14 protein-coding genes are annotated in these 16,192 nt (G+C 62.1%); 6 read left to right on the plus strand and 8 right to left on the minus strand.

Annotated features, from left to right (window positions below):
• Positions 1-6 precede the first annotated feature (6 nt).
• Positions 7-849, minus strand: coding sequence for a cellulose biosynthesis protein BcsS (bcsS, locus tag AB8A23_RS15810; protein WP_439059053.1), 843 nt, complete (start codon positions 847-849; stop codon positions 7-9).
• 133 nt (positions 850-982) lie between these two features.
• Positions 983-1,447, minus strand: coding sequence for a DUF488 domain-containing protein (locus AB8A23_RS15815; RefSeq protein ID WP_175365812.1), 465 nt, complete (start codon positions 1,445-1,447; stop codon positions 983-985).
• A 145-nt stretch (positions 1,448-1,592) separates the two neighbouring features.
• Here AB8A23_RS15815 and AB8A23_RS15820 point away from each other — a divergent pair, with 145 nt between their 5' ends.
• On the plus strand, positions 1,593-2,561 hold the full coding sequence (locus AB8A23_RS15820; protein WP_439059051.1) for a Bug family tripartite tricarboxylate transporter substrate binding protein: 969 nt from the start codon (positions 1,593-1,595) through the stop codon (positions 2,559-2,561).
• A gap of 16 nt (positions 2,562-2,577) precedes the next feature.
• On the opposite strand, the gene AB8A23_RS15825 is transcribed toward AB8A23_RS15820, so the two are convergent.
• Positions 2,578-3,381 carry a DUF72 domain-containing protein gene (locus AB8A23_RS15825; RefSeq protein ID WP_175365810.1) on the minus strand — a complete coding sequence of 268 codons (804 nt, stop codon included), beginning with the start codon at positions 3,379-3,381 and terminating at the stop codon, positions 2,578-2,580.
• 35 nt (positions 3,382-3,416) lie between these two features.
• A complete protein-coding gene (locus AB8A23_RS15830; RefSeq protein ID WP_439059049.1) occupies positions 3,417-4,724 on the minus strand; it encodes a M20/M25/M40 family metallo-hydrolase in 1,308 nt (435 codons plus the stop codon).
• Positions 4,725-5,181: 457 nt separating this feature from the next.
• Between AB8A23_RS15830 and AB8A23_RS15835 the strand changes: the two genes are divergently transcribed.
• Positions 5,182-6,315, plus strand: coding sequence for a glycosyltransferase (locus AB8A23_RS15835; RefSeq protein ID WP_439059048.1), 1,134 nt, complete (start codon positions 5,182-5,184; stop codon positions 6,313-6,315).
• A gap of 7 nt (positions 6,316-6,322) precedes the next feature.
• Positions 6,323-7,831: a glycosyltransferase family 39 protein gene (locus tag AB8A23_RS15840; protein ID WP_439059046.1), complete on the plus strand. Its 1,509-nt coding sequence runs from the start codon at positions 6,323-6,325 to the stop codon at positions 7,829-7,831.
• 51 nt (positions 7,832-7,882) lie between these two features.
• Here AB8A23_RS15840 and AB8A23_RS15845 read toward each other — a convergent pair whose 3' ends face one another.
• Positions 7,883-9,259 (minus strand): outer membrane protein, encoded by a 1,377-nt coding sequence (locus AB8A23_RS15845; RefSeq protein ID WP_439059044.1) that lies wholly within the window; start codon positions 9,257-9,259, stop codon positions 7,883-7,885.
• A 370-nt stretch (positions 9,260-9,629) separates the two neighbouring features.
• On the opposite strand from AB8A23_RS15845, the gene AB8A23_RS15850 reads away from it, so the two are divergent.
• On the plus strand, positions 9,630-10,079 hold the full coding sequence (locus AB8A23_RS15850; RefSeq protein WP_068736063.1) for a helix-turn-helix transcriptional regulator: 450 nt from the start codon (positions 9,630-9,632) through the stop codon (positions 10,077-10,079).
• On the opposite strand, the gene phhA is transcribed toward AB8A23_RS15850, so the two are convergent.
• On the minus strand, positions 10,065-10,952 hold the full coding sequence (phhA, locus tag AB8A23_RS15855; RefSeq protein WP_439059041.1) for a phenylalanine 4-monooxygenase: 888 nt from the start codon (positions 10,950-10,952) through the stop codon (positions 10,065-10,067). The two genes, AB8A23_RS15850 and phhA, sit on opposite strands and share 15 nt — an antisense overlap.
• Before the next feature lie 294 nt (positions 10,953-11,246).
• Between phhA and AB8A23_RS15860 the strand changes: the two genes are divergently transcribed.
• Positions 11,247-12,221 (plus strand): Bug family tripartite tricarboxylate transporter substrate binding protein, encoded by a 975-nt coding sequence (locus tag AB8A23_RS15860; protein WP_439059040.1) that lies wholly within the window; start codon positions 11,247-11,249, stop codon positions 12,219-12,221.
• Between the two features lie 111 nt (positions 12,222-12,332).
• Here the strand turns inward: AB8A23_RS15860 and AB8A23_RS15865 are convergent, their stop codons facing one another.
• Complete coding sequence (locus AB8A23_RS15865) at positions 12,333-12,797, minus strand: carboxymuconolactone decarboxylase family protein (RefSeq protein ID WP_439059038.1); 465 nt, start codon at positions 12,795-12,797, stop codon at positions 12,333-12,335.
• A 38-nt stretch (positions 12,798-12,835) separates the two neighbouring features.
• Positions 12,836-13,339, minus strand: a complete 504-nt coding sequence (locus AB8A23_RS15870) for an RrF2 family transcriptional regulator (RefSeq protein ID WP_089264972.1) — start codon at positions 13,337-13,339, stop codon at positions 12,836-12,838.
• Positions 13,340-13,519: 180 nt separating this feature from the next.
• Here AB8A23_RS15870 and AB8A23_RS15875 point away from each other — a divergent pair, with 180 nt between their 5' ends.
• Positions 13,520-16,072 carry a sensor domain-containing diguanylate cyclase gene (locus AB8A23_RS15875; RefSeq protein ID WP_439059036.1) on the plus strand — a complete coding sequence of 851 codons (2,553 nt, stop codon included), beginning with the start codon at positions 13,520-13,522 and terminating at the stop codon, positions 16,070-16,072.
• Positions 16,073-16,192 lie beyond the last annotated feature (120 nt).

Genomic DNA, 16,192 nt, shown 5'->3' on the forward strand with positions numbered 1-16,192 from the left:
GCTGCGTCAGTTCTCGAAGAATGGCGCGCGGGGCGGTCGCATGACCATGCCGAAGCGCGCATAGACGCCCTGGCGCTCGAAATTGTCCCGCACATGTCCCGCGGCGAATGACCATTCGTAAGGACCGGTGCGCAAGCCAGTCAGATGGCCGCCGATCCGGGTCTGTTGGCTGAAATAGTCGTTCGACAGTGCTGCCTCCGGGCCGATCCAGAACAAATCGAACAGGCGCCAGCCGGCTGCAATGCGCGTGGTATAGCCAGTATCGATGGTCGTGCCTGAGATGGCATATTGCAGCATCAGCTCGCGTGTCGGCTCCCACCAGACATCCATCGTGCCCCGCGCGCCGAGCATCGCGCGAAGCCGGGAGCGGCGCTGATCGTGGTAGAAATAGTCGGCTTCCATATCGAGGCCAGCCAATAGCTGAACTTCCAGATTGCCGCTTCGGATGAGGTAGCCCGGCAGGATCGCTGCGCGGCTGATCTGGGTGTAGTCTGAGCGCGTGCCTGTCGTGTAGCGTTCGAGGTTTTCCGACAGAAAGAAACGCAGAATGAAACCGTCCTTGTTAAGGCCGGCGGGAGCCCATTGCAGCCCCAAATAGGCACCAAGGCTCCAATGCGACGCGTCCACGCCGCCGAAATACATCAGGCGGTCCGGCATGCCTCCGGAGAGAAAATCGAAGGCGCGCCGTTTTTTGATACGCGTGTCGAACAGGGACGACCAAAAGCTCGATGAGCCGGATGCCGGCTCGATCGTCGTATCGATCTCGCCGACATCCTGAGCCGAGGCTACGCCGCAGGAATATGCGGCCGCTGCAACGCATAATGCGCGTAACGCCAGTCCCCAACGCATCGAGCCCCCACCCAACGCAACAGAAACACAACATAAAAATACAACTTAAGGTAGATTATCTTGGGGATAAGCCTACGTCCAGTGTGGATAAGTAATAATCTGAAAAAATCTGCTGTGAGATCGTCGCGCGGCTTCAAAGCTGCGACGGCAGCAGGTTCTGAACCTTGGCACCTTCGCGCTCCTCGATGATCTCGGCGATCCAGCGCCGATGGCAGTGTTCGTGGTCGCGCTCGTAGCAGAGGATGCAGACCGGTCCGGACTTCGTCACCAGCGCCGCCAGCTCATCCATCTCCTCCCGTGCCTGCGGTGTCTTGAGATGAGCCATATAGATCTTTTCGAGCGCTGCGAGCTTGCCGCTGCGTGCGGCTTCGCGGCCGTCCTTGGGCGTACCCAGTCCGCGCAGATGGATGTAGCCGATGCCGCGCTCGTCGAGGCCGGCGGCGAGTTGGTTCTTGGAGAAACCCGGCCGCCGCGACGCGGCGACGGCACGCACATCGACCAGCAGCTTGACGCCGGCATTTTGCAGTTCATCGAGCACGGCTTTCGCTGGCGTCTGCTCGTAACCGACGGTGAAGAGTTGAGGCGCTTTTCGGGCCATGTGAGCATCCCCGTGATCGACGAATGATTGGCACAATGTCGCGGCCAGCCGCGAGGCGTTGCTCCCATTTGCAACATGGCACATAGTCAACTCAACAAACTCCGCCAGTTCAATGGCCGATATTACCGGGGGAATGATGGCTCGCATGGTTGGTGCGTTAGGCGTAATCGCGCTCGCGCTCGCGCTTGTGTCGTTTCAGTCCACATCTCTGGCGCAAGGCGCATATCCGGATCGTCCGGTCAGAATTATCGTGCCGATCGCGCCCGGCGGCAGCTACGATCTGGTCGGGCGGCATCTCGCCGATGCGCTGGCGAAGCGAACGGGGCAGGCGTTCTTTGTCGAGAACAAGCCAGGAGCGGGCACCGTCGTGGGCACGCAGGCTGCGGCCCAGAGCGAGGCCGACGGCTATACGCTGATGGTCGGCGGCCTTTCCAACATGGCCTTCAACTCCGCACTTTACGCCAAGCTCGCCTATGACCCGTTGAAGGATTTCGTGCCGGTCGCGCTGGTCTACAAGTTTGGCTACATCATGGTCGGCCGCAAGGATCTGCCGCAGCAGACGCCGAAGGAGATCGTCGCGGCCGCATTGGACAAGCCGGGGTCGATCACTGTGGCGACGGCCGGCGTCGGGACCGGCCAGCAATTGGTGGCCGCGGCCTTCATGAAGTCTGCCGGCGTCAAGCTGCAGGAGGTGCCTTACAGGGGATCTCCGCCTGCTTTTGCCGATCTGCTGGCGGGCCGTATCGATCTGTTCTTCGATTCGATTGCTGCCGGGCTGCCTTATGTGCAGACGGGGCAGGTGCGGGGCATCGCGGTCCTGTCGTCGAAGCGGAGTCCGCTGGCGCCCGATGTTCCGACCATGGCGGAAGCGGGCGTGCCCGGCCTCGATGTGGATTCATGGCTGGGCATTTTCGTGCCGGCCAAAACGCCGCCTGCAGTGATCGCAAAGCTCCGTCAGGACATTCGGGCGGTGTTGCCCGATCTGAAGGAGCGGTTCGAGAAGAGCGGCGGTGAGCCCTGGGATATGCCCGACGACAAGCTCGACGGCTTCATCGCATCAGAACACGCGACTTGGACAAAACTGATCCGCGAGGCTGGCATCAAGCTCGATTGAGCAACGCGCGTGGGTGCTACGTCACCCGCTCGATCAACGCCATGGCACCGTGTGGTGCGCGTACCTTGGCCTCGTGGATGACATAGGCGAACACGTCGCGTGGCTGTTTCTTGATCTTGGCGTCGTCGACGCGCGGCAGGTCGGTTGGCTCGCCGCCGCCGGCCCAGGTCTCGAAACGTTTGGCCCAGGCATCCAGCGCCTTCGGTGGATAGGCAGTCTTGATGCTGTCCTCACCCTTCTGCAAACGCAGATAGACGAAGTCGCCGGTGACATCGGCAATGGCCGGGTAGGTGGCGTGTTCGGAGAATACCACGGGGATCTTGAACTGTCGTAGCAGCGCAATGAAGGCCGGCACGCAGAAACTGTCGTGGCGGACCTCGACCACATGGCGCAGCTTGCGCCCACCGAGCTCTGTCGGCAACAATTCGAGAAACTTCCCGAAATCGGCTTCGTCGAATTTCTTGGTCGGCGCGAATTGCCACAGAACGGGGCCGAGCTTGCCGCCGAGTTCAAGCACGCCGGAATCGTAGAACCGGCTCACGCTCTCGCCGGCTTCGGCGAGCACCCGGCGATTGGTTGCGAAGCGGGGGCCCTTGAGCGAGAATACGAAATCCTCCGGCACCTCGCGCGCCCATTTGCGAAAGCTCTCCGGCTTCTGCGAGCCGTAGAAGGTCCCGTTGATCTCGATCGAGGTCAGCTTGGACGCGGCATAGCTCAGCTCCTTCGCTTGCGTGAGTTTCTCCGGATAGAACACCCCGCGCCACGGCGCGAAAGTCCAACCGCCGATGCCGATACGGATTTGTCCGGATTTCGCAACCATTGTGAGGCCGATCCTTTCAGTATTCGCCGTGTTACTCAGTGCCGCGCCGGCAGCACCGGCTTGGTTACGCCCTCCACGCCGGTCAGCACCAGCATCGTCAGCAGTGCATTTTGCGGCCCGATATAAGCGTCGACGGGCTTGTACCATTCATTGCGCGAATGCCAGTTGCCGCCCTGGCCGCCGCCGCCGATGGTCACCGCAGGGATGCCGAGCGACATCGCGAGATTGGAGTCCGTGCTAGAGCCGGCAAAGGTGACATGGGGCGCGCGGGTCAGCGCGGTCACGGCACGCGCGGTCGCCTGCACGAGGGGAGAGTCTTCTGCGACAACGCCCGCCGGGCGGTCGCCAATCAGTTTGATCTCGACAGTGATCTTGTCCGATCCCCAGCGTTTGTTTTCTTCACCCACTGCGTCCTTCACCTGATCGAGAAGCCTCGCTTCGAGTTTCAACAGTTCTTCGGTCGAATTCGATCGCATGTCGATCGTCATGCGTGCTTCCGCTGCGATGGCGTTGACGGATGTGCCGCCACTTACCGTTCCGACCGTGAAGGTGGTTTTCGGATCTGCGGGAGTCTGCAGCTCCGAGATTTTCGCGATTGCGCGACCCAGCGCATGGGTCGCGCTCGGCAGGCCGAATTCCTGAAAACTGTGACCGCCCGGACCCTTGAAGATCATCTCGTAGCGGTGGCTTCCCGTTCCCTGGTTGACGATGCGCGTGACGCCGAGTCCGTCGATCGAGATGAAACCGTCGATATCCTTGTTGTCGCGAAACAGGGCTTTGACGCCGCGCAGATTGCCCAGCTCTTCTTCGCCGACGCTGGCGACGAACATGACGTCCCCGACCGTCGCAATCTGCTGCGTGTTGAGGGTCTGCATCAAAGACAGCAGGGCCGCGAGCCCACGGGCATCATCACCGATCCCCGGCGCCAGATAGACGCCGTCCTTTTCCTTCACCGTGACGTCGGTCCCCTCGGGAAAGACAGTGTCCTGATGTGCGGAGATGACCAGCTTCGGCGTTCCGGCGGTGCCCTTGCGCCGGGCGATCACATTGCCCTCGGCGTCGATCACGGCGTCTTTGAAGCCCAGTTCCTGAAACCGTGACAGAATGTAGTTGCCGCGCAGGTTCTCCTTGAACGGAGGCGCGGGAATTTCGGTGATCCGGATCTGCTCTTTCAGGGTGTGGGCATCGTCGGCCTTGATGGCATCGAGCGCAGCCGTGACGCGCGAATCGGACAGCAGCGTCGTCGTGACGGTATCAATTGTCTGCGCGGTGACATGGCTGGCGCCGAAGGATGCCAGCGTCAGCGATGCAGCGAATAGGCATGGTCCGAGCGAGCGTCGCATGGCGCCTCCGATTATCATGCGCGGAGACGATTGTGGTCGCGGTTCAGGCGGGGCTTCCGCCTCAGAAAACCGCGCGAACGCGCCGCTGTTGACCGGGGCAAGGTAGCGGGCACGGGCAAGACTGGCTATAGCTCGCCAGCAACAGAATGGTGCCAGGGTGCGGTGTTTGCGGCCGGACTGTGGCGTTGAACGCAGTCCCGGGACACCCCTTGCGGAATGTCTCCAGCGTCCCTATTTTGTCTCCAACGGCGACGATGATGCTTCATAGCTCCGGCGCTGGAACGACCTTGAATAGCTCGGTGCGCCGGATGTACGTGCGCCTGTTGTTCGGGGTCGTTAGCATTTTTGGGCCACTTTCGGCCGTTTCCCCTCTGATGGCTTGTTCCGGCACCTGTTAAGCCCCGCCGTTCCCTGTCCGCCTTGGCATGGTCCGGCGCGGCAGATATATGCTGGCGCCATGAACGAAGCCAGCAGACCGGGGCCCGGACAGATATTGCAGGCGGGCGCTCCGCTGCAGCTGTCCGTTGTCGTCCCCACTTTCAACGAGCGCGGCAATGTCGCCACTCTGGTGCAGCGGTTGGACGCGGCGCTGGTCGGCATTTCCTGGGAAGTCATTTTCGTCGACGACAATTCGCCGGACGGCACCGCCGACGCGGTACGCGAACTGGCGCGCGCCGACTCGCGCGTGCGCTGTATCCGGCGCATCGGCCGGCGCGGCCTGTCCGGCGCCTGCATCGAGGGCATGCTGGCGTCCAGCGCGCCCTGCGCGGCGGTGATCGACGGCGACTTGCAGCACGATGAGACCCAGCTCGGCAAGATGCTTGGTCTGATCGAAAGCGGCGCCGCCGAACTGGTGATCGGCAGCCGCTATATCGAGGGCGGCAGCGCCGACAGTTTCAACCAGCAGCGCCTTGGCGCCAGCAAATTTGCCACCGCCGTGGCGCAGCGGGTGCTGAAGGTCGAGATCGCCGATCCGATGAGCGGCTTCTTCATGATCCGCCGCGATCGCTTTGAACAACTGGCGCCGAAACTCTCAACGCAGGGCTTCAAGATCCTGCTCGATGTCGTCGCGACGGCAGAAGGCGATCTGCGCGTTATCGAGGTGCCCTACACATTCGGCTCGCGGCTGCATGGTGAAAGCAAGCTCGATTCCATGGTGGCGCTCGACTTCCTGGGCCTTGTGCTGGCAAAGCTGACCAACGATACCGTGTCGCTGCGCTTCCTGCTGTTTGCTATGGTCGGCTCGATCGGCCTGTTCGTGCATTTCGCCGTGTTGTTCGTCACGCTGGAAGTTTTCGATCCGCCATTCGCAGAGGCGCAGGCCATTGCGGCGTTTTGCGCGATGACCGGCAACTTCCTGCTCAACAATTTCCTGACCTATCGCGACCAGCGTTTGAAAGGTTTCGGCATCCTGCGTGGTCTGGCGATCTTCTACGTGGTCTGCAGCGTGGGTCTGCTCGCCAATGTCGGCGTGGCTTGGTCGGTCTTCGACCAGGAGCCGATCTGGTGGCTGGCGGGTGCTTCCGGCGCGCTGATGGGCGTGGTCTGGAACTACGCGATGTCGGGCCTCTTCGTGTGGCGGAAACGGTGATCGCTGGATGACCGCGCAGGAACTGCGGCTGGTTCGCGGCACCGCGGCCGTGGTCGTCGGTCTGGTGCTGCTGCGGCTGGCGGCGGCCGCATGGACGCCGCTGACCTTCGATGAAGCCTATTACTGGATGTGGTCGAAACATCTGGCTGGTGGCTATTACGACCACCCGCCGATGGTCGCAGTCGTGATCCGGCTCGGCACGATGATCGCGGGCGATACCGCCTTAGGTGTCAGGCTTGTCTCGGTGCTGCTGGCACTGCCGATGAGCTGGGCGGTGTATCGCACGGCCGAACTGCTGTTCGGCGGTCAGCGGATCGCGACGACGGCGGTGATCCTGCTCAATGCGACGATGATCACGTCGGTCGGGTTGATGATCGTCACGCCGGACGCGCCGGTGCTGGTCGCCTCGAGTTTCGTGTTGTTGACGCTGGCCCAGGTGCTGGCCACCGGGCAGGGCGCGTGGTGGCTCGCGGTGGGCGTGGCCGTCGGCGTAGCGCTGCTATCGAAATATACCGCACTGTTTTTCGGGCCGGCGATCCTGATCTGGCTCATTGCCGTACCGAAGATGCGGCGCTGGCTGATCTCGCCATGGCCCTATCTCGGCGGTCTGGTAGCGCTCGCGGTGTTCTCGCCGGTGCTGTTCTGGAATGCCGAACATGGCTGGGTGTCTTTCATCAAGCAGCTCGGACGCGCCCGGATCGATCACTTCAATCCGGCTTTCATCGCCGAGTTGATCCCGACCCAATTCGCCTTCGCGACACCGCTGGTGTTCATTCTCGGCGTGATGGGTCTCTATGCCTTGGCGGTCCGCAGGCCCGGAGCGTGGCCGGCGCGGGTGCTGCTGAATGCGATGTTTTGGGTCATCGTGCTGTATTTCGGCTGGCATGCGCTGCACAGCCGCGTCGAGGCCAACTGGTTCGCGCCGGTCTATCCGACGCTGGCCATCATTGCTGCCGTCGCGGCAACGATCGTGCAATGGAAGCCGCGCGAGCAGCGCACGGTGGACTTCTGCCTGCGCTGGGCGGGGCCGACCGGCGTCGTCATGTTCACGGCACTGGTGGTGCAGGCCAATACGGGTCTGCTGTCCGGCTACAAGCGTGATGCGACAGTACGCAGCATCGGCGTGGGTTTCGTCGAACTGGCGGCCGACGTCGAGGCGGTTCGCGCCCGTGTCGGGGCCACATGCGTGGTGGCGCCCGATTACGGCACCACGGGATGGCTGACCTTCTATCTGCCGAGGGGGACCTGTGTCTTCCAGCGCACCCAGCGGATTCGCTGGGTGAACATGCCGGAGCCGAGTGCAGAGCAGCTATCCGGCAAGCTTTTGCTGGTGGGTGAGCAAAATGCTGCGGCCAATCCGGAATGGCGGGCGGCTTTTGCGAATATCGAGAAAGTGGCTGACCTCAAACGCAAACGTGGCCCGCTGGTCGTGGAGAATGTCGAGCTGAATCTGCTGGAAGGCGCGAAAGGCGATGTACTGGACCGTTCGCCGCCACCCGAGATGTTACCGCGCTAGGAGGCGCGACCACCATGCGCTTGATAGCGCGATGGTGGTCGGCTGTCGCGTTTATGGCGCAAAGTGATAGTTCACGCCGATCTTGCTGAGCTGCATGGTCTGGGCAATATCGGCATTCAGATAATAAGGGCCGACCATCGGAGGGGCATTGATCACGCCTTCGAGGCTCGCATTGTCGTGGCCGAAGCCGATGTAGTTGTACTCCGCCTTGACGGACCAGTTTGGTGCGAAGGCGTATTCCACGCCGGCACCGACCACGTAACCGGTGTGAAGGCGGGATCCGTCGAGATTTGCGTATTGCGGGCCCGACGACAGCGATATGGCGTGATGATCCCCAGCGACGGCGACACCGCCCTTGAGATAGGTCAGCCAGCGCTCGTTGGTCACCATACCGATACGTGCGGTGGCCATTGCGAGCCATTCGGTGCGCGAGCGCATCTCGAGATTGTTATCAAAGTTGGTGCGGGTGCCGCCGCCGATATTGCCGCCGACCAGTTCACCTTCAACACCCATGACGATCACCCCGAGCTGCACATTGGCGCCGATCTGGCCGCCGCCAAAGCCTCCGGTCATCGAGAACTTCCCATCGGGTGTGTAGTCGCGCCAGTCGCCGTGTCCCGATCCGTAGCCTGCCTGCGCACCGAGATAGAGCCCGGTCCAATTGAATCCTGACTGTGCGTATTGCAGCGGCGGGATCGGTTTGGCGGCATCGGGAGCGCCGAACTGGTAATTCGCGCCGAGCTTGATGAGATGCAGCGTCTGCTTGGTCGAAGCCGTGGAGGCGATCGGCCCGGTGGAGGCCCGCGTGCCGCTGAAATCGAACTCGTGGTCGGGGAAGTTGACGAAGTTATACTCGCCGCGCAGCGACCAGTTGTTGGCAAGCGCATATTCCATGCCGGCGCCGACGATCCAACCCCGCCGTGTCTCGCTGCCGGACAGTGTAAGCCGGTCCGGCCCCGGCACCGAAACCTGAACGTCGTAGCCGTGATCTTCATTGGCCCAGGCGAAGCCGCCCTTGGCGTAAGTGAGCCAGCGGCCATTGGCGAAGCCAATGCGTCCGGTCACGGTCGACAGCCAGTTGATTTGCGACGTCTGGGACAGGGTGGCCTGGTTCAGAATGCTTACCGTGCGATTGCCCTTGATGCCGCTAAGGCTGATGTCGGCCTCGATGCCGAGCAGCAGATTGCCGATCTGTTGATTGTAGCCGGCCTGAATGCCGCCCAGCGCGCCGTCGGTCCGGATATTCAGGATTTGCCATTCGGTCCCGCCGAGACCGTAACCGGCATGAACGCCGGCATAAAAGCCGGTCCAGTTATAGGCAGGATCGATGGCGGAGGCCTTGGTATAGGCGCGGGCCGGCACGTCTGCGGCGATGGCGGCATTGCCGAGGCTGAGGATGCCGATGGTGCCGAGGAGAAGCTGTTTCATGTCGTTTCCTTGCAGGTGCGCTGGCGGCCCTCGAGGAATCGGAGCTGCTTCGCGCGTCATTTCGGCAGCGACCATGTATAAAAATACCGCTCTCGTCGTGGTCGTAAGCGCGTGACTTGTGCTGGATCGCGCTCTTGGCGTCGCATTGTGAGCGGCTGTCGCCGCTCGGTCTCACCTGGAAGTACTACTGGGGAACGCGATCTTGGGACCACACGACGACCACCGGCCAACGACTTATGGGTCACCATCGGGGCGCAGTGCGCCGCTATGGTTTCGAAAGACGATAAATTATCGTCGTCGGCGTTGAACCAAAGTCAGGGGTCCGGACGACCTATCTCCGCACACATTGAAATGGGCGGTGATTGGGAACATGGAAAACACAAATCTCGCATTCAGCAGCCACTCCGACTTTGGATCCGACCGTGCCAAGGTGCACAGCATCGAAAAGCCGGACCCCGTGAACCTCACCGAGGTCGGCGGCCTGCGCGGAGCGCGGATCGCCAGCGTGATCAACCAGATCAATGAGAGCTTTGCCGACCAGCAGTTCTCGACCCGGGTGGTCGCCGAGAAGCTCGGCCTGTCCGTCCGCTACGTTCAGGATTTGCTGCAGGGTTCCGGCCTCAGCATCACCGATCGCATCATGGAGCTGAGGCTTGAAAAGGCCCGCAGCATGCTGACCGGCGATCGGCAGTGCAGCCTGAAGATCAGCGAAGTCGCGGCCGCCTGCGGCTTCAACGAACTATCCTATTTCCACCGCAGCTTCCGTCGTCGCTTCGGCGCGTCGCCGGCTAAATTCCGCATCCAGTCAATGAATGGCTGACGCGCGCTTGCGCTTGAAATAGTCTAGCGTCCCGCGGCTGATGACGTGATCCTCAGGGGTCACCTCGTCGGCCGCGATGTCGTCTGCTTTGGCCAGGCGGGTATAGAGTGCGCCAAAATCCTGATAGCTGTCCTGCAGCAGTTTCTCAAAGCTCTCAATGACGAAATAGCTCTGCTGGAAATCGTCGATGATGTAGTTCGTCCGCATCACGCGTTCGAGGTCGAACGTGATCCGGTTCGGCGAGGAGTCTTCCAGGGCGAAGACCGACTCTGTTGCTGACGACAGAATGCCGGCGCCGAAGATGCGCAATCCGTCCGCGCTCTTCATCAGGCCGAACTCCACCGTGTACCAGTACAGACGCGCCAGGTTCTTCAACTGGCCCAGCGCCATCGCGCGCTGGCCGCCTTTTCCATAGGCCTCCATGAAGTCGGCATAGACCGAGTTCGCCAATAGCGGAACGTGCCCGAAAACGTCATGGAAGATGTCAGGCTCCTGCAGGTAATCCATTTCGTGTTCGGGGCGGATGAAGGCGCCGGCCGGGAAGCGGCGATTGGCAAGATGATCGAAGAAGATCTCGTCGGGCACCAGTTCCGCGACCGGCACGACCTGCCAACCGGTCAGCGGCGTTAGACGGGCACTCAGTTTCTCCAGATCGGGAATGCCGGATTCGGACAGCTGCAGCGTGTTCAGCGCAGCGAGGAATTCGTTGCAAGCCCGGCCTTTAAGGACGGTCTGTGCGCGGGCGAACAGGCGGTCCCAGCGATCGTGCTCGGCGGCGGAGTAGGAGCCCCAGTCCTGGTCCAGCGTGAAGTCAGGGCGTTTCGGGGCGCTGAGGTAGCGGCTCTTCTCGGTCGACTGGTTCAGCTCGGTCATGACGCTCTCCGACTCCGACGGTCCGATCAGAGCATAAGGTTCCGCTGCCGAATAGTTCCGTCAAAAGAAGCAACTTCTCGCATCCGCCCGTCCGACGATAGCAATCCACCATCGTCCAGATCTTATTTGCAAAGGCGTTTCCTTGTCGGACACCCGTCTCGATGACATTTTCAGTGGTAACAAACGTGGTCCCACATCGCTGAAATGATTGCGAAATCTCCGCGAAACCTCGCGGGAGCCACGGGCAAAACACTCTCATTATCGATCATAAGGAATACGACCGTGCGGTCCGTCATGTCTTTTCGCTTCCTCTCAGGTGCTTTCGCGGCAGTGCTGCTGGTTTCCGGCGCGACGGGGGCGCTCGCTGACAGCTGGCCGAGCCGGACGATCAAGCTGATCGTTCCGTTCCCGCCGGGCGGCGCTGCGGACATCACGGCGCGGGTCTATGCCGACAAGCTCGGTGAGGCGCTGAAGCAGACCATTGTGGTCGAGAACAAGGCTGGTGCCGGTACGGCTATTGCTGCCGATGCTGTCGCCAAGGCCGATCCGGATGGCTACACGCTGTCGCTGGCGCCTGCTGGACAGCTCACGATCCTGCCGCATATCAACAAGACCATCTCTTACGACCCCTTCAAGAGCTTCACGCCGGTGGCCATGCTGACGTCGGTGCCTTACGTGCTCGCGGCCAGCCCCGATACGCCGGTGTCATCAGTGAAGGAGCTCGTTGCTGCTGCGAAACGCGAGCCGGGGAAATTCACCTACTCGTCGTGCGGACCCGGCACGCTCTGCCATCTGAGCGGCGAGCTGTTCAAGAGCCTGACCGAGACGGATCTGCTGCATGTGCCGTTCAAGGGCAGCGCTCCGGCCGTCAATGCACTGCTCGGAAATCAGGTGAATCTGTCTTTCGACACGCTGACGGTGCTGGCGCCGCAGATCCGCGACGGCAAGGTCAAGGGTCTCGTGGTCACCAGCCGCGAGCGCTCGTCGCAGCTTCCCGATGTGCCGACGCCGGCGGAAGCTGGCGTGGCTGACTTCGTCGTCGACTCCTGGTTCGGCCTCGTCGTGCCTGCAGGGACGCCCGATGCCATTGTTGATCGCCTGAACGCCGAAGTGGTGCGCATCGGCGCGCTGCCGGATGTTCGCGAGCGTCTCGAAAAGCAGGGCCTCAGCATCACGACCTCGACGCCTCAGGCCTTCGCCAAGACGATCAAGGACGATTACGCCCGTTGGGGACGCGTCGTCGATGCGTCTGGCGCGAAGCTTTTCTGACTACTAGCCATATTGCCTGACACATCGGTCGGGCCAAGCTGAAACCAAGAAAGGCCGGGTTGATGTTTCAACCCGGCCTTTTGCTTGTCGATTATCTGCTGAAGCCTGTGTTCAGGCAGCAGCCTTCGGCTTCTCGATCGGATGCGGAACGCGGAAGCCGACGGCCAGACGGTTCCAGACATTGATGGCACCGATCGCCACCGTGATCTTGAGGCATTCCTCTTCCGAGAAATGCGCGCGCAGCGCTTCATAATCGGCATCGGGCGCGCGCGTCTGCGCGATCAGCGTGACGGCATCGACCCAGGCGAGGAGGGCACGCTCGCGCGGCGTATAGACCGTGGATTCGTGCCAGACCGGCATCATGTTGATCCACTGCTCGCTGAGGCCGTCGTGGCGGGATTCCTTCACATGCATATCGACGCAGAAGGCGCAGCCATTGATGATCGACGCGCGGAGCTTGATGAGATGGATGATCGCCGGCTCGAGGCCGCTCTCCTTGACGACATATTGATCGAGCGCGGCGACGGCCTTGTAGGCGTCGGGGGCGGCCTTGGCGATGTTGAGGCGGGCTTGCATGGTCTTTCTCCTTGGTGTGCGGTTTCAGGTTTCAGGTTTCAGTTGGCGTTACGGCGTCGTTCGTTGAGTTCCAGAAAGGCGCAGCCGCGGGCGGCGATGGCGCCGTCGGTGTCCTTGGCGCGGAGATCGCCGAGCACATCGGCAATGCTCACCTTGGCTAGCTCATCGCGATAGACGCGCTCGGCACGCAACATCGCGGCATTGATGCCGCAGGGCGCCGTGGGTTTGCCGGGCAGGGGATTGGGCCCGCGCTGGCGGATTTCGCTGCAGCGGAAGGCGGGCGCATCGCCCTCAACGGCAAGGACGACATCGAGCAAGGTGATCTGGTCTGGCGTCCGGGCAAGGCGATAGCCGCCGGTCGGGCCAGGCTGTGCGATGAGCAAGCCGGCGCCCGAAAGCGCCTGCAGGTGTTTCAGGAGATAGCTGGTGGACACGCCATGGAATTCGGCGAGGGCGCCGGCGGACAACACGCCGTTCGATTGCAGGCCTGCGAGCATCGCCACGCTGTGGATCGCCTGCTCAACCCCGTCGCTCATCTTCATGGCTTATTTCACCTCTATCGTGGATAATTATTATCCGCGATTAAGGATGTCGTCAAGTGTCAGGTCCTGAGGTGGTTCGCTGGTGGGCAGCGCAACAGAATCTAAATCCCGATGCCGGTATCACCCGACCTAGGTACTGTGATCCGAAGCCGGGGGCCGGGTCAGTTCAGGGAACTCGACATGGCATTGCGTGACTTGCTGGCGCCGCAGGCGCGGCGGACGACTTTCGTTGCAGCAGCCATTCTCGGAGCCGGCCTCGCCGCGACATTCGCCATTCGCGAATTCTCGGAGCGTCTGATTGCGGCCGATATGCAGCGTCGCTTCGCGGTCGACGCGGTTGATATTTCCAATGCGATCAGCGAACGGCTGCGCACCCACGCCGAAGTACTGGTCAGCATGCAGGGGTTGTACGCCTCGATCGGCCGCGTCGATCGCGCCCAGTTCCGTCGCTACATCGATGTGCTCGATCTCGGCCGCCGCTATCCCGGCTTCCAGGCCTTGCAGTCGCTGCGTCATGTGACGCCGGATCATCTCGATGCCTTCGTTGCGGAAGTTCGTGCCGACAAGAGCATCGAGCATTCCGGACAGCCGGATTTCGCCGTGCGTCCGCCGGGGCCGCGATCAATCTACAACGTGGTCGAATTCGTCGAGCCGATGCGTGGCAACGAAAATGCGCTGGGCTTCGATGCCGGTGCCAATCCTGCGCAACTGGACTCGCTGCGGCGTTCCGCGGAGACCGGCCGGATTGTCGCGACGCCGCCGGTCAAACTGGTGCAGGACACCTCGGGTGGCCTCGGTTTCATTATCCGTGCGCCGATCTACCGGGCCGGCGAGCCCACGCAGACCGTCTCGCAGCGAAACGCAGCGCTCCACGGTTTCGTTGCATCGGTCTATCGCACCAATGACCTGATGCGCGGCATCCTCGACCCGCGGACGCTGCAGCAGATGCATATCCAGGTGGTTGATCGCGGTTATGCCAAGCCGACGCAGGAAGGCGTCATGATTGGCGAGCCGGAAGATACGACCGTCACTCCGACCCTCATGTATGACAGTCTTGAGCCCAATCTCGGTCTCGTCACGCAGATGGTGATGTCGGCGGGAATCTCGGCGGATCGTTCGCTGGTTGTCGGCGAGCGCGTCTGGCGCGTCCTGTTCACCGCCAATCCCGGCTCGATCTACGAGGTCAGCCATACAGTGCCGAACGTCGTTCTCGCTAGCGGCAGCGCCATCAGCCTCCTGATGATGCTGCTCGCCGTGATCACGATGAGGTCGCGCCGGTTGTCCGGCAATCTCAGCACGCTCGATGCCGAGCAGCGCGCGCTGGTCGACAATCCGCTGGCAGGCATCCTGTTTACGTCCGGCCATCGCATCCTGCGCGGCAATCGGCGGATTGCCGAACTCTGCGGCCGCAGCTCCGCCGATACGCTTCCCGGCAACACGATCGACGAACTGGTTGCGACGAAGGTGGACGGGGAGGCGTTCGATGCCGCGTTGAATCGCATTCGTGACAGCGCCATGGCGACGGAAGTCGAATTGCATCTGCGCCGCAGCGACGGTTCCACGCTGCTGGTCGATGCCTATGGCAAGCCGCTGGCGACCGGCGATATCCTCTGGGTGATCCAGGACAAGACCGACGCGCTCGCTGTCGAGGCGGAGCGGCGCGCGCATGCGCACGCTATGGAGGAGGCCAACGAACGGCTGACCACCTCGCTGCAACTGGCGGAAATTCGCGCCAAGGAAATCGTGCTGCTCACTGAACTCTCGGGCGTGCTGCAGTCGTGTCAGTCGCGCGAAGAGATTTTCGCGGCGGTTCAGACCTATGCAGGTTACCTGTTTACGGAAGAGGCGGGCGCTCTGTACTATCTGAATAACGCCCGCAACGCAGTTCAGCGCGGCGCCCATTGGGGGGCACTACAGGCCGATGCGGTGTCGTTTCCGGTCGATGACTGCTGGGCGCTGCGTCGTGGCACGACATTCCCGATTTCCGAGGCGAGTCAGGGACTGGTCTGCAATCATGCCGGTCCCTGCGGTGTCACCGGTACGGGGTTCGTTTGTCAGCCGCTGATCGCGCAGAACAACCTGCTTGGTCTGCTGTATCGCGAGCATACTTCTGTGTTCGGTGAGGGGGCGGATCAATTGGCGACGATGCTGGCCGAACAGGTGTCGCTGGCGATGGCCAATCTCGAACTCCGCGAGCTGCTGCGTCAGCAGGCGGTGCGCGATCCGCTGACGGATCTTCACAACCGCCGCTACCTCGAAGATGCCCTGGTGCGCGAGACCACGCGCAGCCAGCAGGACGGCAAGCCGCTCGCGCTGGCGATGCTCGACATCGATCACTTCAAGGGTATCAATGACAGCCACGGCCATGAGGCCGGTGATGCCGTGCTGCGCGGCCTCGGCAGGATATTGCGCGAGACGACGCGCGCCTCGGATATCATCGGCCGGTTCGGCGGGGAGGAGTTCCTGATGTTGATGCCGGGCGTCACGGTCGAGGTTGCGGCGCAGCGGGCGCAGCAGGTGCTCGATGCCGTGCATCGCATGCAGGTGACGCTGCCATCGGCCACGCTCGATGGCGTCACACTGTCGATCGGTCTGGCGGTGATGCCGGTGCACGTCGCCGAGGGCGATGATCTGCTCGCGGCCGCCGACGCCGCGCTTTACGAGGCCAAGCGAGAGGGCCGCAACCGCGTCGTGGTCAGTCATCGCCGTGCAAAGGCCGACACCGCGGCCTGAGCTCGTGGGTCATTACAGGATGGGTAGAACGTAGGCGCATCACGTCAAAGCGATACTCGTCGCACATCGTGACAACGAGCGATGAATGTCGCGAGGATGCTACGATCCTACGGCTCCTGA

The organism is Tardiphaga sp. 619_E2_N8_4 (assembly GCF_051810905.1).
GTDB classification, from domain to species: Bacteria; Pseudomonadota; Alphaproteobacteria; order Rhizobiales; family Xanthobacteraceae; genus Tardiphaga; species Tardiphaga robiniae.